A 21,523-nucleotide genomic window follows, 5' to 3' on the forward strand; every position below is an offset into this window, starting at 1 on the left:
GGCGGCTTTCCACTTACCGGAAAGCCGCCGCCTCGCTATATTGTCACCGTCACCGGGGAGGGGGGGAGTGCAGGCTAGGGTTGGGGCGCGAGCGCCTCCAGCACCTGCTGCTGGACCGCCGCCGTATTACTTGCCACCAGGGACACCGGGTGCACACCGGCGGCTGAAACGCCCGCGTTCTCGGGCAGGTCGCCCTCCAGGGTGGAGGCGACGCCGCCAGCCTCACGAATCAGCGGCAGTAGCGCCGCCACCTCATAGAAAGACAGGGATGCGTCCACGACGGTGTCCACGGCACCCTCAGCGAGCATACACGCCGCCCAGAACGAACCGTACGCACGGGAACGACCCACGCAGCCCAGAAGCTGTACAAGCTCGCCAGAGCGGTCCACAGCGCCTTCAGAGGCCGCCTTCCAGGAAGAGAGGTCGGTGTACGCGGCAGACAGTTGATCCAGCTGAGTCAGCGAAGACACCTCAAGACGAGTAGCCTGCGCCAAAGACTTACCCGTGTACGCGCCCGAACCGCGAGCAGCCCACCAGCGGCGACCCAGCGCGGGTGCAGACACCACACCCACCACCGGCTCACCCTGATCCAGCAAAGCAATCAGAGTCGCCCACACCGGCACGCCGCGGCGAAAATTATCCAGCTCCGCAATCGGCGCAATCACCCACTGACGCGCCGCCTGACCGTTATAGCCAGCATGCGCACCGACAATACCGTCACGAGTACGCACACGTGACAGTTGCGCGCGCAGAAGCTCCTCAACCTCCTGAGCCACACCCGAGGCGTAATCGGCAGGCTCCTGCACCTGCGGCTCCGCGGGCTGCTGAGTAGCCTGCTGCCACGGCGCCAACGGTGCCGCAGCGGGTGCCGCCTCGGCGGGCTCTAGTGCCTCGGATGCGGGGGAGAAGACCGGGCGGTCACGAAAACGCATGGCGCTCACACGATCGACGCTATCGGCAAGAATATGCGCAAGACGCAAATCGTCGGTGTACTGCTGGGGACGGCTCATGGTAATGCTCTTCTTCAGTATTCGGTGATGTAGTCAGCAAAAATGTGTGTGTAGTGCTGTGTGTAATGCAGGGCAGAGAACCTAGACGAGAGCGCCCAGTTCCTTCTCCGAATCGCCCTCTTCAGGAGTCAACAGCAGTAGCTTACGCAAGGAGTCCAGGCGGGCGGGACCGCTCTCACCGGCGTGACCGGCAGCAACGTACGCCTCCAGACCGCACTCGGGAGCCTGCGCCGCGTGAGTACACGCCTTCGGGCAATCCGCCGCACCGGGTGCCAGGTCCACGAACGCCTCCACGACGGTCTCCGGCGGCACATGCGCCAGACCGAAAGAACGAATACCCGGAGTGTCAATAATCCAGGTGCCCGGCTCCATCGGGTCGCCGTTCGCATTCACCGGACGCAACGCCAACGCCGACGAGGAGGTGTGGCGGCCACGGCCCGTCACCGCGTTCACATGACCGGTCGCACGCTCGGAGCCGGTCAGGGCATTCACCAGGGTCGACTTACCCACACCCGAATGGCCCAGAAGCACCGACACCTGACCCAGCAGCTCCTGCAGAAGCTCCTGAACCGGTGCCGACTCCAAACCGGCAGCGCCCTCCTGGCTCGGCGCCAAACCATCCGAAGACGAAGACAGCACAATCTTCAAACCGCTTGCCGCATAGTAATCCAGCAGGTTCTGCGGGTAGCGCACATCGGTCTTCGTAATGCACAGAATCGGCTCGATACCGGCATCAAACGCCGCCACCACGGCACGGTCAATGAAACCGGTACGCGGCTCCGGGTTCGCCGCAGCAACCACAATCACCAGCTGCTGAGCATTCGCCACGACCACGCGCTCCGACGGGTCGGTGTCATCGGCGCTACGGCGCAGAATCGAGGTGCGCTCGCCCAGACGCACAATGCGCGCCAGGGTATCCTTCGCGCCGGAGGTGTCACCCACCAGGTCCACAAAGTCGCCGGTTACAATCGCGGTGCGGCGTAGCTCCTTAGCGCGCGCCGCAATGAGGGTACGCTCCTTCTCGGTACCCTCATCCACGACGACCGACCAGCGGCCGCGGTCCACCGTAATGACCCTGCCACGAATCGCTTCTTTGAAGGTCGGGCGGTCCTTCGTGCGGGGGCGGGAGCCCTTCTTGTTGGGGCGCACGCGCACATCCGACTCATCCCATTCGGAGAAATCGCGCACGTTCATGCGGGAAGAACCCATTTAGAAGACCTCCTGGTCAGCGGTAGCATCAGCGGTGGAGGCGCCGGTCTGCCATTGCGCCAGCATGTCCTCCCACATTGCGGTAAATTCGGGCATGGTCTTAGCTACGGTGGCTACGTTCTGCACCACCACATTGGGGCGGCGCAGACCAATAATCGCCGCGAAGGTCGCCATACGGTGATCGTCGTAGGTGCGCGCCAGAACCGGCGCAGCCTCAGCGGCAGCGGGGATGAGCGCCTCAATCACCAGCGAATCGGCGGTGTCGTGGGCGGTGCCTCCCAGGCGGTTAATCTCAGCGGCGAGCGCTGCGAGGCGGTCCGTCTCATGACCGCGCAGATGCGCAATACCGGTCAGCTCAACGCGACCCTTCACGAAAGCGCAGGCAGCCGCCATGGTCGGCGCCAACTCGCCACCGGCAGACAGGTCAAAGGAGAAGTCACCCTCGGGAAGCTGCGCCGGACCGATCACAGTCAGACGGCCCTCAGCGTAGCGAACCTGCGCACCCAGCGCGGGCAGAAGCTCACGCCACATATCGCCCACCTGGGTCGTACCCGCCGAAGAATCAGCCGCGGGTGCCGGCCAGTGAGGAATAGTTACCGACTCGCCGGTCACCACCGCGGCGGCAAGGAACGGACCGGCATTCGACAGGTCCGGCTCAATGGTCATCTCAAAGCCGGGGAAAGAACCGGGGTGAACCGTCCAACGGTACTCGCCGCCCTCTGTTTCGTTGCCTTGGTTCGGGTAGTGTTCCTGCACCCGAATACCCATCTGGCGTAGCGCCTCCACGGTCATCTGAATGTGCGGGATGGACGGCACCGAAGAGCCCTCGTGCACCAGCACCATGCCCTGCGGCAGGCGAGGCGCCATCAGCAGCAGAGCCGAAACGAACTGGGACGAGGTCGAAGCATCAATACGAACCACGGGCGCCTCAGAAACCCCCTCTACGCTCGCCAGACCGGGGGAGCGCAGCACGAAGGGCAGAGCGTTCTCGCCCTGCTCACAATCTACCTGCACACCCAGCTGACGCAGACCCTCCAGAACCGGACCCATCGGACGCTGACGAGCGTGCGGGTCACCGTCAAAAGCGAACTCACCCGGCAGTAGCGCCGCCAGAGCGGGCACAAAACGCATCACGGTACCCGCAAGACCGCACTCAATCGACACGGTGCGCGACTGAGCGGAATGCGCTTCCACAAAGCTCAGGGGAGTGACTTTTACATCCGGACCGAACGGCGAATCGGTCGGCACCAGCTCAATACCCGCACCCAGCTGACGCAACGCCTCAATCATCAGCGCCGAATCGCGCGAATGTAGCGGCGCACGCAAATACGAGGGGGAATCAGCCAGAGCCGCAAGCAACAGATAACGGTTCGTGAGCGACTTAGAACCCGGAATATGCACCAGAGCGTTCTTGCCAGCGGCTTCGCTGGAGGCGGGTGCCAGGGGAGCGGGCCAATCACCGGGGGAAATCTGCACTGCTGCGTCGCTCATACATCCTCTTCTGGTTCAAATCATGGGGAGGGCGCAGACTCAGAGACGCTGCGCCGGTTGATGTCTACCCCTATTCTACCGGTTGAGGGTTTGCGAGCCGCTGAGGGCTCCAGCGATGAGATAGGCAGCGCGAACCAGACAACACGAACCAGACAGCGCGAACCAATCAATACGCGTAAAGGCGGTGCACCGTTATTGGTGCACCGCCTTCACTCATCATCAGATGTCTATACCCCCAGCGGGGCAACAGCTTGAGGCAGCTTAGAGGTTAGCCTCGGCGCAGAACTTCTGCACATCCTGCAGTAGACGCGCCTTCAGCTGCTCGGGCGCCTGCTGAGCGCACGAAGAACGCATCTTCTCACGAATCATCAGCTCAAAGTCCTTCACATCCGCGCAGTCGGGGCAGGCATCCAGATGCGCCTGAACTGTGCGCAGCTGCTCGGGGCTCAGCTCCCTATCGAGGAATTCATAGAGGCGCTTGAGAGACGACGAGCAGGGCTGGCCGCCGCAATCCTCCAGCGGCTCAGAAGCCGCGGAGGCTTCGGGGACAGAAGAATTCTTGTCTGTGGTTGACATCGGGGTTCCTTTCACACGGAAGGTATAAAGCGTTAGGGGAGTCTAGCCCCAACCTCATGGGGGGGGGCTAGCTCACGTGTAGAAGAGCGAAGCTAAGAATCCGCAGGCGCCTCGGAGCCAGAGCCCGCCGGCGGGGACTTTACGCCCCTGGCCGCCTTAGTGCCCTTGGTAGCCTTTGCCGGCTGCCCCTTAGTGCTCGCCTTCGCTGCGGCTTTCGCCTCAGCCTTTGCGATGGTCGACGGGCGCAGACCGTTCTCACGTGCATAATCGAGCAGCTTCTCACGCAGAATACGGCGGCCACGATGCAGACGAGACATCACCGTGCCCAGAGGGATATCCAGAATCTCCGCAATATCCTTGTACGCGAACCCCTCCACATCGGAGTAGTACACCACCATGCGGAAATCCTCAGACAGCTCGTTCAGAGCCTCACGAACCTCCGTATTCGGCAGGGCACTCAGCGCCTCCGCCTCGGCAGAACGCAGACCCACCGCATCATGCTCACCGGCCTGAGCCAGCTGCCAATCCTCCACCGTCTCACCCTGAGACTGCTGCGGCTCACGCTGACGCTTACGGTACAAATTGATGTACGTATTCGTCAGGATGCGGTACAGCCACGCCTTCAGGTTCGTACCCTCGGTGAACTGGTGGTACGAAGCAAAAGCCTTCATGTAGGTTTCCTGCACCAAGTCTTCAGCATCGGCAGAGTTGCGGCTCATCCGCAGGGCGGCAGCGTAGAGCTGATCCACATACTGCATAGCGTCCGCGGTAAAGCGTTCGCGCAGCTCGCGGGTATCCGCTGCGGTGTTGGTTTCAGCCATGTTTCTCCTCTACAGGAACGCGCCAGGCGTTCACTTCCATAACGTAGAATTCTTCTCTTTATTCCGCAGAATGCGCACAAACATCTGCGGGTAAAGCAAAACCCCGGGTCCGAATAATATCCGAAACGCCGGGGTTTTAAAGTGTATGCAAGATACCTTATGCGTTGGGGCGCTTACCGTGGTTTGCGCCGCCCTTACGACGGTCCTTGCGCTTACGACCGCGCTTGCTCATCAGAGCCTCCTTATAGTGTTCATGGATGCACGCCCCACCTTCGCGGTGCGCGCTCCCTATTACCTGCCCTAGCAGAGGCGGTCACCGAAAACCGGTGGCCCACGCTATAAGGGCAACGCCGTCTATTTTTTCATAGAAACGGCATGATTGCATCTTGGAACCGGGATATGAGCTAAAAAACACGAACTTTCTTCGCATCAGCTCACAACCCCAGCCGGGGGAGCGGGCTCTTAGCCGTGCTCAGGAATGTTCAGCCAGTTGTACCAGCCGCGGTGCAGAACCAGCCACGCCATCAGACCGTAACCGGACTGACCCGGACGGCCATCATTGGCAGCAAGATCGTTGCGCCACTGCTCATGGTGAAGCAGCGGGTTGAACGTATCCACGTACACGTGGTTACGGCGGGTCACCACATCCGCGTACGCCGCCGACAGGTCAGCGATACGGCGGTTACGCTCAGCGTCCAGGGTCGGCGGCGGACCAACAACCAGAACCTTAATGTTGTTCTGCGACGCCATATCCACAATGTTCGCCAGGTTCAAACGCGAACGAGCGCTGGTCAGACCCAAATCAATGTCAAAGGTCGACGGAGCAATAATGAGGCGGTTATCAGCACCGGGAACGAAGCGGCGGCGCGCCTCCTCGAACCAGCGTGCATTCAGCTGCTCGCTACCTTCATTGGGGGCGGCAAGGTTATATGCCGCAATGGATGCGGTGGTCTGCGGGGTGCGCGCCATAACGCGGCCAAACCAGCCGAGGGTACGGGGGTCGCCAACACCGGCGAGCAGGTCATCGCCGACTGCCACAATTCGAATATTGCGTTGCTCCACGGAATTCTTTCTTCAGCAGGATGCGCCCGCCGTGAGAGGCGGCAAGGCACGTGAGTAATAGTCTTCATATCTAGGATAAGCGCTTACCGGCCTCTTTTCGAACTTAATACCCTATCCGGTAAGTATCCGAGACTAAAAAACCCGTCTGCCCGCCAGAAACATCTGACGGGAAGACGGGTTTGAAGAGCTAAATCATGAGCCGATCAGCTGTAGAAGACCTTAGCCTTCGAAGACCTGCTTGAGCAGAGCCTCAGCCTCAGCTGCGTGCAGCTTACCGGTACCGGCAGCCGGGGAAGCAGCTGCGGAGCGGGAAGCAAGACGCATACGGCGGTCGATCAGCGGCTGCAGGTTGAGAGCCATGAACGGCCACTGACCCTGGTTAGCAGGCTCGTCCTGAGCCCACACAACGTCGGTAGCGTTCGAGTACAGAGCCAGCTGCTCCTTGATCTCCTGCTCGGGCAGCGGGTACAGCTGCTCCACCGAGACAATAGCGGTCTTGGTGTCGCCGCGGCGCTCGCGCTCAGCTTCCAGATCGTAGTAGAGACGACCGGATACGAAGACCACACGCTCAACCTGAGCCGGGTTAATACCCGAACGGTCACCAATCACCGGCTGGAACGAACCCTCGGTGAAGTCCTCGATGGAGGACGCAGCAGCCTTCAGACGCAGCAACTGCTTGGGGCTGATCACCACGAGCGGCTTGTACGGACGGTGCTGAGAGTGGCGACGCAGCAGGTGGAAGTGCGAAGCCGGAGTCGAGGGGCATGCAACAGTCATGTTGTTCTCAGCGCACAGCTGCAGGTAACGCTCAACACGAGCCGAGGAGTGGTCAGGACCCTGACCCTCGTAGCCGTGAGGAAGCAGCATAACCAGCGAGGAGCGCTGGCCCCACTTCTGCTCGGAGGAAGACACGAACTCATCAATGATGGTCTGAGCGCCGTTTGCGAAGTCACCGAACTGAGCCTCCCACACCACGAGCGAGTCGGGGCGCTCCACCGAGTAGCCGTACTCGAAGCCGAGAACGCCGTACTCAGAGAGGAAGGAGTTGTAGATACGGAACTTGCCCTGGTTCTCAGAGAGGTGCTCCAGCGGCGACCACTCTTCATCAGTGATGTGGTCGTGCAGAACCGCGTGACGCTGAACGAAGGTACCGCGCTGAACGTCCTGACCGCTCATACGAACGTCGGTGCCCTCCATCAGCAGCGAACCGAAGGCGAGCAGTTCGCCCATACCCCAGTTCACGTTGCCGGTGCGGCCCATCTCAACGCGCTGCTCCATGAGCTTCTTCAGCTTCTTGTGGACGGTGAAGCCCTCGGGCTCCTTACCGAACGCGTCAGCGATGTGCTGCAGAGTCTCACGGGAGATTGCAGTCTTACCGCCGTGAACGACCTCGGTGTTCTGCTGAGCAGCAGGCAGTTCCAGACCGGAAACGTGCGCGCCAGCAGGAGCCGGTGCCGAAGACTGAGTCTCGACGAAGATAGCGTCCAGCTTCGAGTGGTAGGAGTCCAGAACTTCGTCTGCCTCTTCCTGAGAGACATCACCACGACCGACCAGGTCCTGTGCGTACAGGGTACGGGTCGAGGGCAGGACGTCAATATCCTGGTACATCTTCGGCTGGGTCATCGACGGATCGTCAGCCTCGTTGTGACCGCGGCGGCGGTAGCAAATCAGGTCAATGACAACGTCGCGACCGAAGCGCTCACGGTACTCGAATGCCAGGCGTGCGGCGCGAACCACTGCATCCGGGTCATCAGCGTTGACGTGGAAGACCGGAGCCTTGGTCATACGCGCAATATCGGAGGCGTGGGTTGCGGTGCGGCCGTCGTTCGGCAGGGTGGTGAAGCCAATCTGGTTGTTCACCACAACGTGCACGGTGCCGCCGGTGGTGTACGCCTTCAGGTCAGCCATCTGCAGGGTCTCCATGACGATACCCTGGCCAGCGAACGCTGCGTCACCGTGAATCAGGATCGGCAGGACCGGGTGACCCTCAATGCCCTGCTCACGGTAGACGTCCTGCTTAGCGCGGACGATACCCTCGAGCACGGTGTTTGCGGCCTCAAGGTGCGAGGGGTTAGCAGCCACGTACACCTGGGTCTGCTTACCGGAATCGGAGGTGAAGACACCCTCGGTACCGAGGTGGTACTTCACGTCACCGGAGCCACCCTCGTAGGGTGCTGCGGTGCCGGAGAATTCACGGAAAATCTGAGCGTAGGACTTACCAGCAATGTTGGTCAGCACGTTCAGGCGACCGCGGTGTGCCATACCAATGGCAACGCCCTTCAGGTCGTTGTTAGCGGCCTTGTCCAGAACAGCATCCAGCAGCGGAATCAGGGACTCGCCGCCCTCCAGGGAGAAGCGCTTCTGACCCAGGTACTTGGTCTGCAGGAAGTTCTCGAATGCCTCAGCCTCAACCAGCTTGGAGAGAACACGCAGCTGCTCCTCGCGGGTGGGCTTAGCAACGCCGCGCTCCAGGCGCTCCTGGAACCATGCGCGAACCTCGGGGTCCTCAGAGTACATGTACTCAACGGACAGGGAGCCGGAGTATGCCTCGTGCAGGCGCTCCAGGATGGTGCGTAGCGGCAGACGCTCGGAACCGCCGAAGCCACCGGTCGGGTAGACGCGGTCCAGATCCCACAGGGTCAGGCCGTAGTTCTCCAGCTTCAGGTCCGGGTGCGAACGCATCTTGTAACCAACGGGGTTGGTTGCTGCGGTCAGGTGGCCGTGCACGCGGTACGCGTGAATCAGCTGCTGGATACGTGCAACCTTGGAAATCTCGTGAGCGTCATCGACGTGGTTGTCGCGTGCCCAACGAACCGGCTCGAAGGGAACCTTCAGGTCGCGGAAGATTGCGTCGTAGAAGTCGTCGCCGCCGAGCAGGTAGTGCTCAACCAGCTTCAGGAACTCACCGGAACCTGCACCCTGAATGACGCGGTGGTCGTAGGTGCTGGTCAGGGTGATGATCTTGGACAGACCCTGCTGGGTGATGAGCTTCTCGGACAGACCGCGGAACTCAGCCGGGTACTCCAGCGCGCCCACACCGATGATGGCTGCCTGGCCCTTGGAGAGGCGGGGTACCGAGTGAACGGTACCAATACCACCGGGGTTGGTCAGCGAAACAGTGGTGCCGCGGAAGTCCTCAATGGTCAGCGCGCCGTTACGGCCACGCTTAACGATGTCGTTGTACGCATCCCAGAACTCGCGGAAGCTCAGCTGCTCAGCACCCTTGAGGTTCGGAACGACCAGGTTACGGGAACCGTCGGGGCGGGGCAGGTCAATAGCCAGACCAAAGTTCACGTGTGCGTTGTGGATTGCAACGGGCTTACCCTTCTCATCCACGCCGTAGGTCACGTTCATCGAAGGCATCGCTGCCACTGCGCGAATCACAGCGTAACCAATGATGTGGGTGAAGGAGACCTTGCCACCGCGGGTGCTTGCCAGGTACTTGTTGATGGCAGCACGGTTCTCAATGAGCAGCTTTGCGGGGACCGCACGAACGGTGGTTGCGGTGGGGACAGTCAGCGACTCTTCCATGGTCGTGACAACTGCCTTAGCAGGGCCGCGGAGGGGGACAATCTTGTCTTCAACAGGTTCCACAGGTTCAGCCTTCTTGGTAGCAGCGGGAGGGGTGGGGTTAGCAGGCGCAGCCGCAGGCTTCGGTGCCGCGGGGGCGGGAGTTGCTACAGGTGCGGCAGGTGCAGCCGGTGCGGCGGGTGCCGCAGCAGGAGCTGCACTAGCGGTACCGGCGCCTCCCAGCGCCTTATCGATGGTCTCAAAAATGGGCCACCATGAAGGGTCCACGAGGCTCTTGTCCTTCTGGTAACGCTCGTACTGTTCTTCAACGAACCATTCGTTACCGGCAAATTCCTCAGGCACCAGATGTTCTGGCAGATTTGGCACGTTAAACGCCTCTTCCAATTAGTGTGAATTTATCCGTCGCGTCCGGGACTCTCCCCGGCATAGACGACCCGCGTCTTCGAGGGGCGAATCATCACGCTGAGCATGTGCGCATCGCCTAAGATGGTGGCCGTATGTGCGGGGTGTGCACCGTACAAACCTGCCTAGCGTGCCGTGAACGTCGGGGTTCATCCGCTTGCATGGCGGCACACTCATGCTCCTATGTATAAGTGTAAAGAGAAGCACGGTGAACTTTCCAGCTCATCGCGCTATATCCGCAATGCAATTTTTCACTCTTAGGGATTAGCAATGAGCCGCGTGCGCAACAAGTACTGTCTTGCACGTGTGAGCGGGCACTCTACAGCACCGGGAAGAGACGAAACCTTCGCTAAAATATGGGGTATGGATGACCCTTTGAGTAAGACTCTGACTACTAGCCAGCGCAGAATACTGCCCGAATACTCGGCGCTCCGTACCGTGATGTTCCGTGCAGCCACCCGTGAAAACACCCCGCTTTCGAGTGCCCAGCATCTGGACATCTCCCGCGCGGTGGTGCTTCACCAGAACCGAGTCGCCGCACACCAGTCGATGGAGGCGGTGGCTGAGTGGATCTAATCCTTCTGCTCATCGGCCTACTCCTCATCCTGGGAACGGGCTTCTTCGTCGCCGTAGAGTTCTCCCTCGTAGCACTTGAAACCGCGACCGTGCAGCAGGCAAAGGACTCCGGCGATAAAGCAGCCGACGCCGTCCTGCGCTGCCTCAAGACGCTCTCTACTCAGCTCTCCAGCTGCCAGATTGGCATCACCATCACCACACTGCTGACCGGTTACACCCTCGACGCTGCCATCAAGGCGCTCACCACCGGCGCCATCAGCAGCCTGGGTCTGCCCACCAGCGTGACCGACGTACTCACCCTGGTGCTGGCGATGCTCATCGCAACCCTGCTCTCCATGGTCGTCGGCGAGCTGCTGCCCAAGGGCCTCGCCATCGCCGAACCCTACGATGTGGCGCGTCGAGTCGCCCCCGCGCAGCTCGCCTTCACCCGCGTCATGTCCCCGCTCGTGCGCCTCATGAACGGCTCCGCCAACTGGATCCTCAGACGCTTCGGCATGGAAGCCAAGGAAGAACTCTCCGCCGCACGCACCCCCGAAGAGCTCTCCTCCATGGTGCGCCGCTCCGCAGAAGAAGGCACCCTCGACTCCGACGCGGCACGCTTCGTGGACCGCACCCTGCGCTTCTCCGAGCTGACCGCCTCCGAAGTGATGACCCCGCGCGGCCAGGTCGCCATGCTCGAAGACACCGCACCCGTTGCCGAAGTCATCGAGCTGGCACGTTCCACCGGTCACTCCCGATTCCCCCTCTACAAGGGCGATCACGACAACATCGTGGGCGTCGTACACGTGAAGAAAGCGGTCGGCGTGCCCCCGGAGGTTCGCGAAACCCTCGAAGCCGGCGCCCTCGCAGAAGACGTGCTGCAGGTCCCCGAAACCCTGCACCTGGACGCGCTGCTCACCCAGCTACGCCAGGGCGCCCTGCAGCTTGCCGTGGTCCTCGACGAATACGGCGGAACCGCAGGCATCGCAACCCTCGAAGACCTCGTCGAAGAAATCGTCGGCGAAGTCTCCGACGAACACGACCGCGGCCGCACCGAACGCCCCCTACGCTACGGCAACGGCGACTGGGTGTTCTCCGGCCTGCGCCGCCCCGACGAAATCAACACCCTCATCCCCGGGCTCGAGGTTGAGGAAAGCCCCGAATACGAAACCGTCGGCGGCTTCATGATGGAACGCCTCGGCCGCATCCCCGAAGTAGGCGACAGCGTCCCCGTAACCGGCGGCACCCTGCGCGTCGACACCCTCGAAGGCCGCCGCGTGGACCGCATCCGATTCACCCCCGCACCTAGCGCACAGGAACAGACCGAGAAGGGAGGCAACGCATGAACGACTGGGTAGCCATCGCACTGCTCGTCATCCTGCTCGCCGGAAACGCCTTCTTCGTCGCCGGTGAATTCGCCATCATGTCCACCCGACGAGCACAAATCGAACCGCTCGCCGAAGAAGGCAATAAGCGAGCGCAGACCGTCATCTACGCGCTAGAAAACGTCTCGCTCATGCTCGCCACCTGCCAGCTGGGCATCACCATCTGCTCGCTGCTGATTCTGAACGTCTCAGAACCGGCGCTGCACCACATGCTGGAGGTGCCCCTGCACCTGGTCGGCCTGTCCCACGCGATCGTGGATGTGCTCGCCTTCGGTATCACCCTGATTCTGGTCACCTACTTGCACGTGATTTTCGGCGAGATGGTTCCCAAGAACGCAGCCGTGACCCTCGCCGCCCGCGGCGTGGCTCTCTGGATTGTGCCGCCCCTGGTGACCATCTCCAAGATTTTCGCCCCCGTGGTCGCCCTGCTGAACAACCTGTCCAATAAGCTGCTGGCGCTCATGAAGGTCGAAGCGAAGGACGAAGTCGCCTCCACCTTCACCCTGGGCGAGCTGCAGACCATCGTGGCAACCTCAACCGCGGAAGGCACCGTGGAAGACGACGCCGGCGTGATTGAAAGCGCCCTCGAATTCACCGAGAAGGACGTCTACGAAATCATGGTGCCCGGCGATAAGCTCGTCACCCTGCCCTTCGGCAGCACCCCCGCCGAACTGGAACGCGCTGTGGCACGCAGCGGCTACTCCCGCTTCGTCATTACCGACAGCGACGGAACCTACATGGGCTACCTGCACGTGAAGGACGCCCTCGCCATCGCCCCCGAGCGGTTCGAGGAGCCCTTCCCCTGGTACAAGCTGCGCTCCCTGGATACGCTCACCCCGACCACCGATATTGACGATGCGCTCGCCTCCATGCAGCGCAGCCGAACCCATATCGCGCAGGTTATGGATGAGCACGGCGTAACCCTCGGCGTGGTCTTCCTCGAAGACGTGCTGGAGGAGCTCGTCGGCGAAATCAACGACACCACCCAGGACGCGGTGCGTGAGCGTGTACGCCGACAGCAATCGCGTGAAGCCCAGTAACCGCATCGTGAGATACCCCGAGTAAAACAGGGGAATCTTGAACACACAGCCCGCCCCGCACTCTCGTGAAGGAGAGCGCGGGGCGGGCTGTTTTGCGGTCAAAAATGGCTTATGGATGCACTCAAGGGGCAGGCTCAGACTGCGGTATGAAGCGGCAGTATAAAGTAGCGGTGGGGAAGCGCGGTAGGCTGAGCTAACTATCCCTGTTGCATAAGCTACTAACAGGGAAAAGGGTTGCCTAACAGTACCCAAATGACACCAATAAAGAGTTGTTTATACGGGTGTGCGCATGATGTAGTTAAGGAACCTACAGACTAGAACGAACCGAAAGAGAGCCCTCATGTCGCACCCGAAGATCACCCGCAAGCACTTCCTCACCGCAATGGGCTCACTCGCAGCGTCCTCCCTGCTGCTGGCAGGTTGCGCGACCGAGAACAGCACCTCCTCCGGTTCGTCCTCCTCGGCTGGCTCCAACAACGGCAAGGTGAAGGTCGTCGCATCCACCGACGTCTACGCAGACATCGCCAAGCAGGTCGGCGGCGACTACATCGAGGTCACCGCGCTCATCGCCTCCACCAGCACCGACCCCCACTCCTACGAAGCCACCAGCGCCGACCGCCTCAAGGCAAAGGATGCATCCCTCATCGTCATCAACGGCGCAGGCTACGACCTGTTCCTTGAAGACCTCGCGGGCAAGGACAACGCCTCCCAGAAGATCGTGAACGCGGTCAAGGTCAGCGGCAAGCTCACCGATGCCGAATACACCCACCTGGTCGAGGACCACCGCGGCGGTGAACACCACGAAGACGGCGGCGACCACGCCCACGCACACGAGTTTAACGAGCACCTCTGGTACGACTTCGAAACCGTGAAGAAGGTCGCCCAGAAGATCGCTGAAGAGCTCGCAGGCCTCGACTCCGCACACGCTGAGGCGTTCCGCACCAACGCATCCACCTTCTCCAAGGAACTGGACGCACTGGACGCAGCAGCTAAGGCAATCGCCGGTGAGGGTAAGAAGTACCTGTCCACCGAGCCCGTGCCGGACTACCTGATTTCCTCCACCGGTGCAGAGAATGCAACCCCCAGTGAATTTGCTGAGGCGGCCGAAGCCGGCAACGACGTTCCCGCACTCGTCCTGAAGGAAACCAAGGACATGGTCACCGAGAAGAAGGTCCAGCTGCTCGCATACAACGAGCAGACCTCCACCTCCCAGACCAACGAGGTGCTGCAGGCCGCTAAGGACTCCTCGGTGAACTACGTATCCTTCACCGAAACCCTGCCGGAGAACACCAACTACCTGGCATGGATGAAGACCAACGTCAGCAACCTCGAAAAGGCGCTCTCCTAAGTGACTGACAACAATAACGGTGCCACCCCCGCGATTTCCATTCGCGGGGGTAGCCTCGCTTTCGGGGCCCGCACCCTCTGGAAAGATCTAACCCTCGACATCGGCGCAGGCGAATACTTCGCCGTGCTCGGACCCAACGGCTCCGGCAAGTCCACCTTCCTCAAAGTCGTTCTCGGCCTGACCGGACTCAACGCCGGCGACATCTCCGTGCTCGGCAAACCCGCACGTCTGGGCAACGCCGGCGTCGGCTACGTACCGCAGCAGAAGTCCATCCCCACCTCCACCCCGATGCGTGCCCGCGACCTCGTGGGGCTTGGTGTGGACGGGCACCGCTGGGGCATCCGCCTGCACAGCCGCAAATACCGCGCCAAGGTTGATGAGCTCCTCGAAGCCGTCGGCGCGACCGAGTACGCGAACGTGCCGGTGGGTCTGCTCTCCGGCGGTGAGCAGCAGCGCCTGCGTATCGCCCAGGCGCTCGCGAACGACCCGAAGATTCTGCTGGCTGACGAGGCGCTACTCTCCCTGGACCTCAACCACCAGTACGCGGTGGCTGAGCTGATTCACCGGTTCAACCGTGAACGCGGCGTGGCGGTGGTGTTCGTGACCCACGAAATCAACCCCATCATTGAGCATGTGGATCGCGTGCTCTACCTGGCGAACGGCCGTTTCACGGTCGGCTCGGTGGAAGAGGTCATGACCAGTGAGACTCTCACCTCCCTGTACGGAACCCCGGTGAGCGTGCTCAAGTCTAATGGCCGTTACGTGGTGGTGGGTGAGACTCACGCCAGCGACCACTGCCATATTGAGGGCACCGACCAGAACATTCACGGTTCCCACCTGAAGTCTGGTCTCTCCGAACCGCAGCGCACTCTACACCTTCCGGGAGGAACCACACGATGACCATTCTTGCTTCCCTCCCCGCTCTGGCACCGGTTGCCGCCGCGCAGAATGATTTGCTCTCCCGTATCTTCGTTTTTGACCGCTACGGCGAGCTGCTGCAGATGCTGCAGAACTCCATTTTTGCTGGCGCTGTTCTGGGCCTTATCGGTGGTTTCGTCGGTATTTTTGTGATGATGCGCGACCATGCCTTTGCGGTGCACGGCGTCTCTGAAATGTCTTTCGCGGGTGCCGCCCTTGCCCTGTTGCTCGGCTATGACGTGGTGACCGGCTCCATGGTCGGTTCGATTGCCTCGGCTCTGCTGATTGCCTTTCTGGGCTCTAAGGCGAGCAATTCGAACTCGGTCATTGGTGCGCTCATGCCGTTCGGCTTGGGCTTGGGTATTCTCTTCCTCTCCCTGTACCAGGGCCGTAGCGCGAATAAGTTTGGTCTGCTGACCGGTCAGATCGTGTCCGTGGATGCCGACCAGCTGCACACCATGATTATTGGTGCGGTGGTTATTATTTCCCTGCTGGTGATGGTGTGGCGTCCGCTGAGCTTTGCTTCCCTGGACCCGGAGGTCGCGCGCGCTAAGGGCGTGCCGATGCGCTTCCTGTCCCTGGTGTTCATGGTGATTCTGGGTATTGCTGTGGCGCTGTCGGTGCAGGTGGTCGGTTCGCTGCTGGTGCTGGCGCTGCTGATTACTCCGGCGGCTGCGGCGATGCAGGTAACGGCATCTCCGGTACGCACCCTGATTCTGTCGGTGCTGTTTGCGGAGGCGTCTATTGTGGGCGGTATTCTGCTGGCTCTTGCCGGTTCGCTGCCGATTAGCCCCTACGTGACCAGTATTTCCTTCCTGATTTACGTGGTGTGCCGTGTGATTGGTGGCGTGAAGCGCCGCCATAGCGCGTCGGGCCGCCAGCTGGCTGAGAAGGCATAAGACCTATAGAAAGAGCCCCACCTCGGGAATGAGGTGGGGCTCTTTCGTTGTCGTGCTGTGTTAGCGCTACGGGTCATGTACCCGGTGCGCAATGCGGGCTCAACCTGTGTGGCGTTGTGTTGCCTTGTCCTGATGCCCTGTGTGTCGTGCTGTAGCGGCGTCGAAAATCTTTGAAGGCGCCGTATCCTTCGTTGAGAAGGTTTTCCCCGGTGGGGGAGAGCTCCTCAGAATGAGGGGCTTAGAGGTTGCGGCTTAGCCTGCAACGTTAGCGTGCAGCGCCGCCCTGCGATTCTTCCTCGCGACGTGCCAAAGTGCAGTCCGGGCAGTAACCGGTCACTTCAACCACGTGCTCCAGCTCCGAGAAGCCGTGCTGCTTACCCATAGCCAGTGCCCAGTCCTCGAGGGCGGGTGCTTCTAGCTCAATGGCGGTGCCGCATCGGCGGCAGAGCAGGTGGTGGTGGTGATCTTTCACCCGGCAGTGGCGGTACAGGGTCTCACCCTCAACGCCCTTGACCGAGTCGAGCTCACCGGCGTTAGCCAGCGACTGCAGCACGCGGTAGGTGGTTGCGAGAGAGACCTGTTCCTTGCGGTTCGCGAGGGTCAGGTGCAGATCCTGTGCTGAGATGAAATCGCCGAGCTCTTCCATGGTCGCCTTGATGATGCGACGCTGGCGGGTATTTCGGGCTTCGGCGGGCTTCGTAATTCTCCGTACGGGAATATGAGTGTCCATTGCTGAACCTTTCGGGACGGAAATTCGCCTCATTGTGTGGTTGATCTTGTCTTACGACTTTACACCAGAGGCGTTCAAAAGGTGGTTGATTTGCGCTTTATCTCAAAAGTTGAAGCCGCCTCGGGGTAGGTGCGGAGGTTCGCGGTAGACTAAAACTATGAAGATGACGAAGTACACCCACTCATGTATCCGCCTTGAGAATGAGGGGCGCACCCTCGTTCTTGACCCCGGCAACTTTGCCGCAGAAGGCGAACACGCCACCGCGCTGGAAGGCGCCGATTACCTGTTCGTGACTCACGCGCATCCGGACCATTTTGATGGCCCGTCGGTGCTGCCGCTGATTGCTCAGCGCGCCGAGTCGCAGAACCCGTTGAAGATTTGGGCTCCCGAGGCTGTAGCCCAGGTCATCAAGGAGGCTGTGCCTGCTGCCGAGGTTACCGTTGTTTCCTCTGATTCTGAGTTCAGCATCCCCGGTTTTGAGGTGAAGACCTACGGCGGTCAGCACGCCCTGATTCACCCGCTGATTCAGACCATCGCTAACGTTGGTTACCTGATTAACGGTGCCGTGTACCACCCGGGTGACTCGCTGGTGGTTCCTCACCGCGTGCGTGCAAATACCGTCCTGGTGCCGATTCACGCCCCCTGGTCGAAGGTTCAGGAGGTCATTGATTTTGTGATTGCGACCGGCGCGCAGCGTGTGGTTCCGATTCACAACGGCATGATTAATCAGAATGGCACCGGCATTATTGAAGGCCTGGTGACGAACTTCGGTGCGAAGTACGGCACTGAGCTGAAGCACCTGAACCCCGGTGAGAGTATTGAGGTTGAGGCGTAAGCCTGACCGTTGAGCTTCAAACGCGCCGATGACGGCGCATGAAGGAGAGTATTGTGAGCACAATTTTTACCAAGATTATTGACGGCGAGATTCCCGGCCGATTCGTCTGGAAGGACGATCAGTGCGTGGCGTTCATGGACATCATGCCCCTGTCGGAAGGTCACCTGCTACTCGTTCCCCGCGCCGAGATTGACCGCTGGCCCGACCTGCCCGAAGACCTGGCCGCGCACCTGTTCTCCGTGGCACACAAGATTTCCGGCGCCCTGGACGACGCCTTCGATAAGGACCGAGTCGCGCTCATGATTGCCGGCTTCGACGTGCCGCACACCCACATCCACCTGTTCCCGGTTGATAGCATGGCTGAGTACGACCCCGCCAACGCCAAGAAGGACGCCACCGCCGAAGAGCTGGATGCGGCCGCTGAGAAGGTGCGCGCAGCCCTGCGCAAGCGCGGCCACGGCGAGTTCGTGCCGGAGGCGTAAGCGCCCTTTACAGCGCGTATAAACACGACAGCGCGTATAAACACGAAGGAGCCGCCCTCTACAGAACAGTAGAGGGCGGCTCCTTCGTTAATATAGCCCGTTGCTATATCCCGGTGGGAAAGAAGGCTAGTGCTTTTCGGCCTTGGAGATCTGTTCAGCCAGGTCCTCGGGGGAGAGGTTAGCGGAGGAGAACTCGGGGGTTAGCGGCAGGTGCAGCTGCAGGCCGGTACCGGGGCAAATCTCGACCTTTGCGGAGCGCAGCTTGAAGTCGACCACGTGGCCGCCCTGAACGCGCTCATCGTCGATAAAGTGGGCGTGGCAGCCGGGCACCGAGATACCCTGCTCGTAGATCGGGGTGCGGAAGCCAACAATCGTGCCGGTCACGTTATCGAACTGGACAATGTCCTCATTCTCGGTGGCCGCAACCATCTTCGGGTAGGGCTTCTCCTGCTTGATGACGGTGCGGGTGCGGACCCATTCGAACTCGCCGTAAATCTTGATGGCGTACATGTAGTTTTTGGAGACGGTGAAGTCATCCAGAATCTGCGAGGCAGACTTACGGAGCAGGTTCTGCGGTAGTTCGCGCTTAATCATGGGCACGAAGTTGGTGACCACGGCGTAGGGGGTCTGCTGGCGCAGATCGGGCAGGGAGACGGAGCCGTCGTGACGTACCTGGTAGCAGACGCCGTCGAGGACGACCATTTCGCCGTCGAGGCCGTTGAAGGTACCCACACCGAAGTTGCCGTGGCTCAGGAGCTCACCGATGGTCATCTCACCATCGTAGATACCGTCCAGCAGCTGGGACATGAGGCCGGTCTGAAAAACTTCGTTACGGAAAACAGTTTCACCGTTTAGGATGGTCGGCTGGTATGCCATGGTATTTCTCCTCGTTGACAGTTGATACGCGGCGTCAGACGAATCGGTCGGTCATCGGCGATGCTCGCCCAGGGATACGTGAGAGTGCTTCGGGAGGGCGGCGCTGAGAACACGGCGTATGGTGTCGTTTCTCGAGGAATTCGTAGGTGACGCGGGCCGGGCGCACGCACTTTCATTGTACGCCCGTGCAGGAAGAACCCCGGGACTAGCGGGTACGGCATCTTATGATGTGGCCCTTGCACGGATTACCCAGGCGCGGATCATCTAGGTGTGAATTCCCCAGGCGTGAATTACCCAAGCGCGGCTGACTTAGCGGGGCTGATATACCGCAAGTGACGCGAGGGCATAAAAATAGACTGGCGTTCCCTCCGGTTGCACGACGAAAAGGGAGGGAACGCCAGCACGAAGAGCTTAGCCCTTAGAGCCGCTCTAAGCGCAACTCTAAGCGCAACTAAGACACACGAAGCTTATCACGGCAGAAAAATATTAGACACGAACCGTCACCAAAATAGTACGGCCAGCCTGCACTCCGCAGAAACCCCTCAGAACACACAACAATGGCCTATATGCTCCCCAAGGGAACATATAGGCCATTGCATACTATTCGAAACGTAGCCCTATGCGGGGCAGGGCTCAGAGCTCAAATCTAGAAGTCTGGAATTAGACGCCGTAGTACAGCTGGTACTCAAGCGGGTGCGGAACCAGCGAGAGCGGCTCCAGCTCGTTCTTACGCTTGTAGTCAATCCACGCCTGAATCAGGTCCTCGGTGAAGACGCCGCCCTCGAGCAGGAAGTCGTGGTCAGCCTCCAGAGCAGCCAGCGCCTCTTCCAGGTTAGCCGGAGCCTTCTTGATGTCCTTAGCCTCTTCAGCGGGCAGCTCGTACAGGTCCTTATCGATCGGTGCCGGCGGCTCAATGCGGTTACGGATACCGTCCAGACCAGCCATCAGCTGAGCAGCAAACGCGAAGTAGGGGTTAGCGGAGGGGTCCGGTGCACGGAACTCCAGACGCTTAGCCTTCGGGTTGGTGCCGGTAATCGGGATGCGGATACCGGCGGAACGGTTACCCTGCGAGTACACCATGTTGATGGGAGCCTCGTAGCCGGGAACCAGACGCTTGTAAGAGTTCACGGTCGGGTTGGTGAACGCCAGAACAGCGGAGGAGTGCTCAATCAGACCGCCAATGTACCAGCGTGCGGTGTCAGAGAGGTTAGCGTAGCCGCGCTCGTCGTAGAAGAGGGGCTCGCCGTCCTGCCACAGCGACTGGTGGCAGTGCATACCGGAGCCGTTGTCACCGAACACGGGCTTGGGCATGAAGGTCACGGACTTGCCCCATGCGTCTGCGGTGCCCTTGATGACGTACTTGAACTTCAGCAGGTCGTCAGCAGCCTTGGTGAGGGTGTCGAACTTGTAGTTGATTTCTGCCTGGCCGGCTGCGCCCACCTCGTGGTGGCTACGCTCAACCTCAAGGCCGACCTCGTCCATTGCTACGCACATTGCGTCACGCAGGTCAGCCTGCTTGTCGACGGGGGAGACGGGGAAGTAGCCGCCCTTGACGGGGGTCTTGTTGCCCAGGTTGCCGCCCTCTTCCTTGCGGCCGGTGTTCCAGGGAGCCTCATCGGAGTCGATCTTGAAGAATACGGAGTTCGGCTCGACCTGGTAGCGGACGTCCTCGAAGACGAAGAATTCAGCCTCGGATGCGAAGAACGCGGTGTCTGCAATGCCGGTGGACTGCAGGTACGCCTCGGCACGCTCAGCGACGCCGCGGGGGTCACGGTGGTAGGGCTCGCCGGTGCGGGGGTTCACGATGGAGCAGATGATGACCAGGGTCTTCTCAATGCGGAAGGGGTCAACGTACGCGGACTGAACGTCGGGAATCAGCTGCATGTCGGACTCTGCAATGCCCTGGAAGCCGCGAATGGAGGAGCCGTCAAAAAGCTGGCCGTTGACGAAGAAATCGTCATCAATCGCCTTAGCGGGCAGGTTGAAGTGCTGCTGCACGCCGGGCATGTCGGTGAATCGGATATCAACGAAGACTACTTCTTCGTTCTTGATAAAGTCGAGAACTTCCTGGGGGCTGGTAAACATGAGGACTGCTCCTTGTTCGACTGACGGTGCAGGAGGGTGCTTTCCCTCATCACATTCAGTCTTTGGTTTAGTTTTTGGCCGCGGGCAAAACCCTGTGACATATCAAGCATAGTGGTTATTTTTTGCGCGTGCGTGACTATCGTGTTTCGGTAATGTTACAAATCCTGGAAAGGAGTTACATCTACGTTGCCTCACGAAACACAGTAGAGATGCTAACGCCCTCAGTAGAGCCAGTAGCAAAGCCAATATCAATGCCAGCAACAGCGCA

Annotated in this window: 19 protein-coding genes; 8 read left to right on the top strand and 11 right to left on the bottom strand. The window is 60.5% G+C overall.

What is annotated here, in order from left to right; all coding sequences use genetic code 11:
• Positions 1-74: 74 nt before the first annotated feature.
• From HMPREF2765_RS04875 to HMPREF2765_RS04905, 8 genes are all read right to left on the bottom strand, one after another.
• On the bottom strand, positions 75-1,010 hold the full coding sequence (locus tag HMPREF2765_RS04875) for an inositol monophosphatase family protein (protein WP_070604482.1): 936 nt from the start codon (positions 1,008-1,010) through the stop codon (positions 75-77).
• 81 nt (positions 1,011-1,091) lie between these two features.
• Complete coding sequence (rsgA, locus tag HMPREF2765_RS04880) at positions 1,092-2,219, bottom strand: ribosome small subunit-dependent GTPase A (RefSeq protein ID WP_070604484.1); 1,128 nt, start codon at positions 2,217-2,219, stop codon at positions 1,092-1,094.
• Positions 2,220-3,710 carry a 3-phosphoshikimate 1-carboxyvinyltransferase gene (gene aroA, locus HMPREF2765_RS04885; RefSeq protein ID WP_070604486.1) on the bottom strand — a complete coding sequence of 497 codons (1,491 nt, stop codon included), beginning with the start codon at positions 3,708-3,710 and terminating at the stop codon, positions 2,220-2,222.
• Between the two features lie 261 nt (positions 3,711-3,971).
• A complete protein-coding gene (rsrA, locus tag HMPREF2765_RS04890; RefSeq protein ID WP_005508601.1) occupies positions 3,972-4,286 on the bottom strand; it encodes a mycothiol system anti-sigma-R factor in 315 nt (104 codons plus the stop codon).
• Positions 4,287-4,378: 92 nt separating this feature from the next.
• Positions 4,379-5,107, bottom strand: a complete 729-nt coding sequence (locus HMPREF2765_RS04895) for a sigma-70 family RNA polymerase sigma factor (protein ID WP_070604487.1) — start codon at positions 5,105-5,107, stop codon at positions 4,379-4,381.
• A 157-nt stretch (positions 5,108-5,264) separates the two neighbouring features.
• Entirely contained in the window at positions 5,265-5,339 is a 75-nt protein-coding gene (locus HMPREF2765_RS09460) for a 50S ribosomal protein bL37 (RefSeq protein ID WP_095343185.1), read from the bottom strand.
• Between the two features lie 230 nt (positions 5,340-5,569).
• Positions 5,570-6,169 carry a GDSL-type esterase/lipase family protein gene (locus tag HMPREF2765_RS04900; RefSeq protein ID WP_005505446.1) on the bottom strand — a complete coding sequence of 200 codons (600 nt, stop codon included), beginning with the start codon at positions 6,167-6,169 and terminating at the stop codon, positions 5,570-5,572.
• 219 nt (positions 6,170-6,388) lie between these two features.
• Positions 6,389-10,066 carry a multifunctional oxoglutarate decarboxylase/oxoglutarate dehydrogenase thiamine pyrophosphate-binding subunit/dihydrolipoyllysine-residue succinyltransferase subunit gene (locus HMPREF2765_RS04905; RefSeq protein WP_070604490.1) on the bottom strand — a complete coding sequence of 1,226 codons (3,678 nt, stop codon included), beginning with the start codon at positions 10,064-10,066 and terminating at the stop codon, positions 6,389-6,391.
• A gap of 411 nt (positions 10,067-10,477) precedes the next feature.
• On the opposite strand from HMPREF2765_RS04905, the gene HMPREF2765_RS04910 reads away from it, so the two are divergent.
• The 6 genes from HMPREF2765_RS04910 (at position 10,478) to HMPREF2765_RS04935 (ending at position 16,247) form a co-directional block, all read left to right on the top strand.
• On the top strand, positions 10,478-10,678 hold the full coding sequence (locus HMPREF2765_RS04910; RefSeq protein ID WP_141744700.1) for a hypothetical protein: 201 nt from the start codon (positions 10,478-10,480) through the stop codon (positions 10,676-10,678).
• Positions 10,669-12,003 (top strand): hemolysin family protein, encoded by a 1,335-nt coding sequence (locus HMPREF2765_RS04915; protein ID WP_070604492.1) that lies wholly within the window; start codon positions 10,669-10,671, stop codon positions 12,001-12,003. The genes HMPREF2765_RS04910 and HMPREF2765_RS04915 overlap by 10 nt, the downstream gene beginning before the upstream one ends.
• A complete protein-coding gene (locus HMPREF2765_RS04920; protein WP_070604494.1) occupies positions 12,000-13,082 on the top strand; it encodes a hemolysin family protein in 1,083 nt (360 codons plus the stop codon). The genes HMPREF2765_RS04915 and HMPREF2765_RS04920 overlap by 4 nt, the downstream gene beginning before the upstream one ends.
• 340 nt (positions 13,083-13,422) lie before the next feature.
• Positions 13,423-14,430: a metal ABC transporter solute-binding protein, Zn/Mn family gene (locus tag HMPREF2765_RS04925; RefSeq protein WP_070604495.1), complete on the top strand. Its 1,008-nt coding sequence runs from the start codon at positions 13,423-13,425 to the stop codon at positions 14,428-14,430.
• Positions 14,431-15,330 (top strand): metal ABC transporter ATP-binding protein, encoded by a 900-nt coding sequence (locus tag HMPREF2765_RS04930; protein WP_070604496.1) that lies wholly within the window; start codon positions 14,431-14,433, stop codon positions 15,328-15,330.
• Positions 15,327-16,247, top strand: coding sequence for a metal ABC transporter permease (locus tag HMPREF2765_RS04935; protein WP_005505453.1), 921 nt, complete (start codon positions 15,327-15,329; stop codon positions 16,245-16,247). Before HMPREF2765_RS04930 ends, HMPREF2765_RS04935 begins: the two co-directional genes overlap by 4 nt.
• A gap of 265 nt (positions 16,248-16,512) precedes the next feature.
• On the opposite strand, the gene HMPREF2765_RS04940 is transcribed toward HMPREF2765_RS04935, so the two are convergent.
• On the bottom strand, positions 16,513-16,977 hold the full coding sequence (locus HMPREF2765_RS04940) for a Fur family transcriptional regulator (RefSeq protein WP_005505454.1): 465 nt from the start codon (positions 16,975-16,977) through the stop codon (positions 16,513-16,515).
• 157 nt (positions 16,978-17,134) lie between these two features.
• Here HMPREF2765_RS04940 and HMPREF2765_RS04945 point away from each other — a divergent pair, with 157 nt between their 5' ends.
• Together HMPREF2765_RS04945 and HMPREF2765_RS04950 are read left to right on the top strand one after the other, a co-directional pair.
• Entirely contained in the window at positions 17,135-17,812 is a 678-nt protein-coding gene (locus HMPREF2765_RS04945) for an MBL fold metallo-hydrolase (RefSeq protein ID WP_049349528.1), read from the top strand.
• A 53-nt stretch (positions 17,813-17,865) separates the two neighbouring features.
• On the top strand, positions 17,866-18,294 hold the full coding sequence (locus HMPREF2765_RS04950; RefSeq protein ID WP_070604498.1) for an HIT family protein: 429 nt from the start codon (positions 17,866-17,868) through the stop codon (positions 18,292-18,294).
• A 126-nt stretch (positions 18,295-18,420) separates the two neighbouring features.
• Here the strand turns inward: HMPREF2765_RS04950 and budA are convergent, their stop codons facing one another.
• Together budA and glnA are read right to left on the bottom strand one after the other, a co-directional pair.
• Positions 18,421-19,170, bottom strand: coding sequence for an acetolactate decarboxylase (gene budA, locus HMPREF2765_RS04955; protein WP_049337825.1), 750 nt, complete (start codon positions 19,168-19,170; stop codon positions 18,421-18,423).
• Between the two features lie 660 nt (positions 19,171-19,830).
• Positions 19,831-21,255: a type I glutamate--ammonia ligase gene (gene glnA / locus HMPREF2765_RS04960; RefSeq protein ID WP_060824576.1), complete on the bottom strand. Its 1,425-nt coding sequence runs from the start codon at positions 21,253-21,255 to the stop codon at positions 19,831-19,833.
• Positions 21,256-21,523: the final 268 nt, after the last annotated feature.

Origin of the sequence: Rothia sp. HMSC062H08, assembly GCF_001810775.1 — a bacterium.
Lineage (GTDB): Bacteria > Actinomycetota > Actinomycetes > Actinomycetales > Micrococcaceae > Rothia.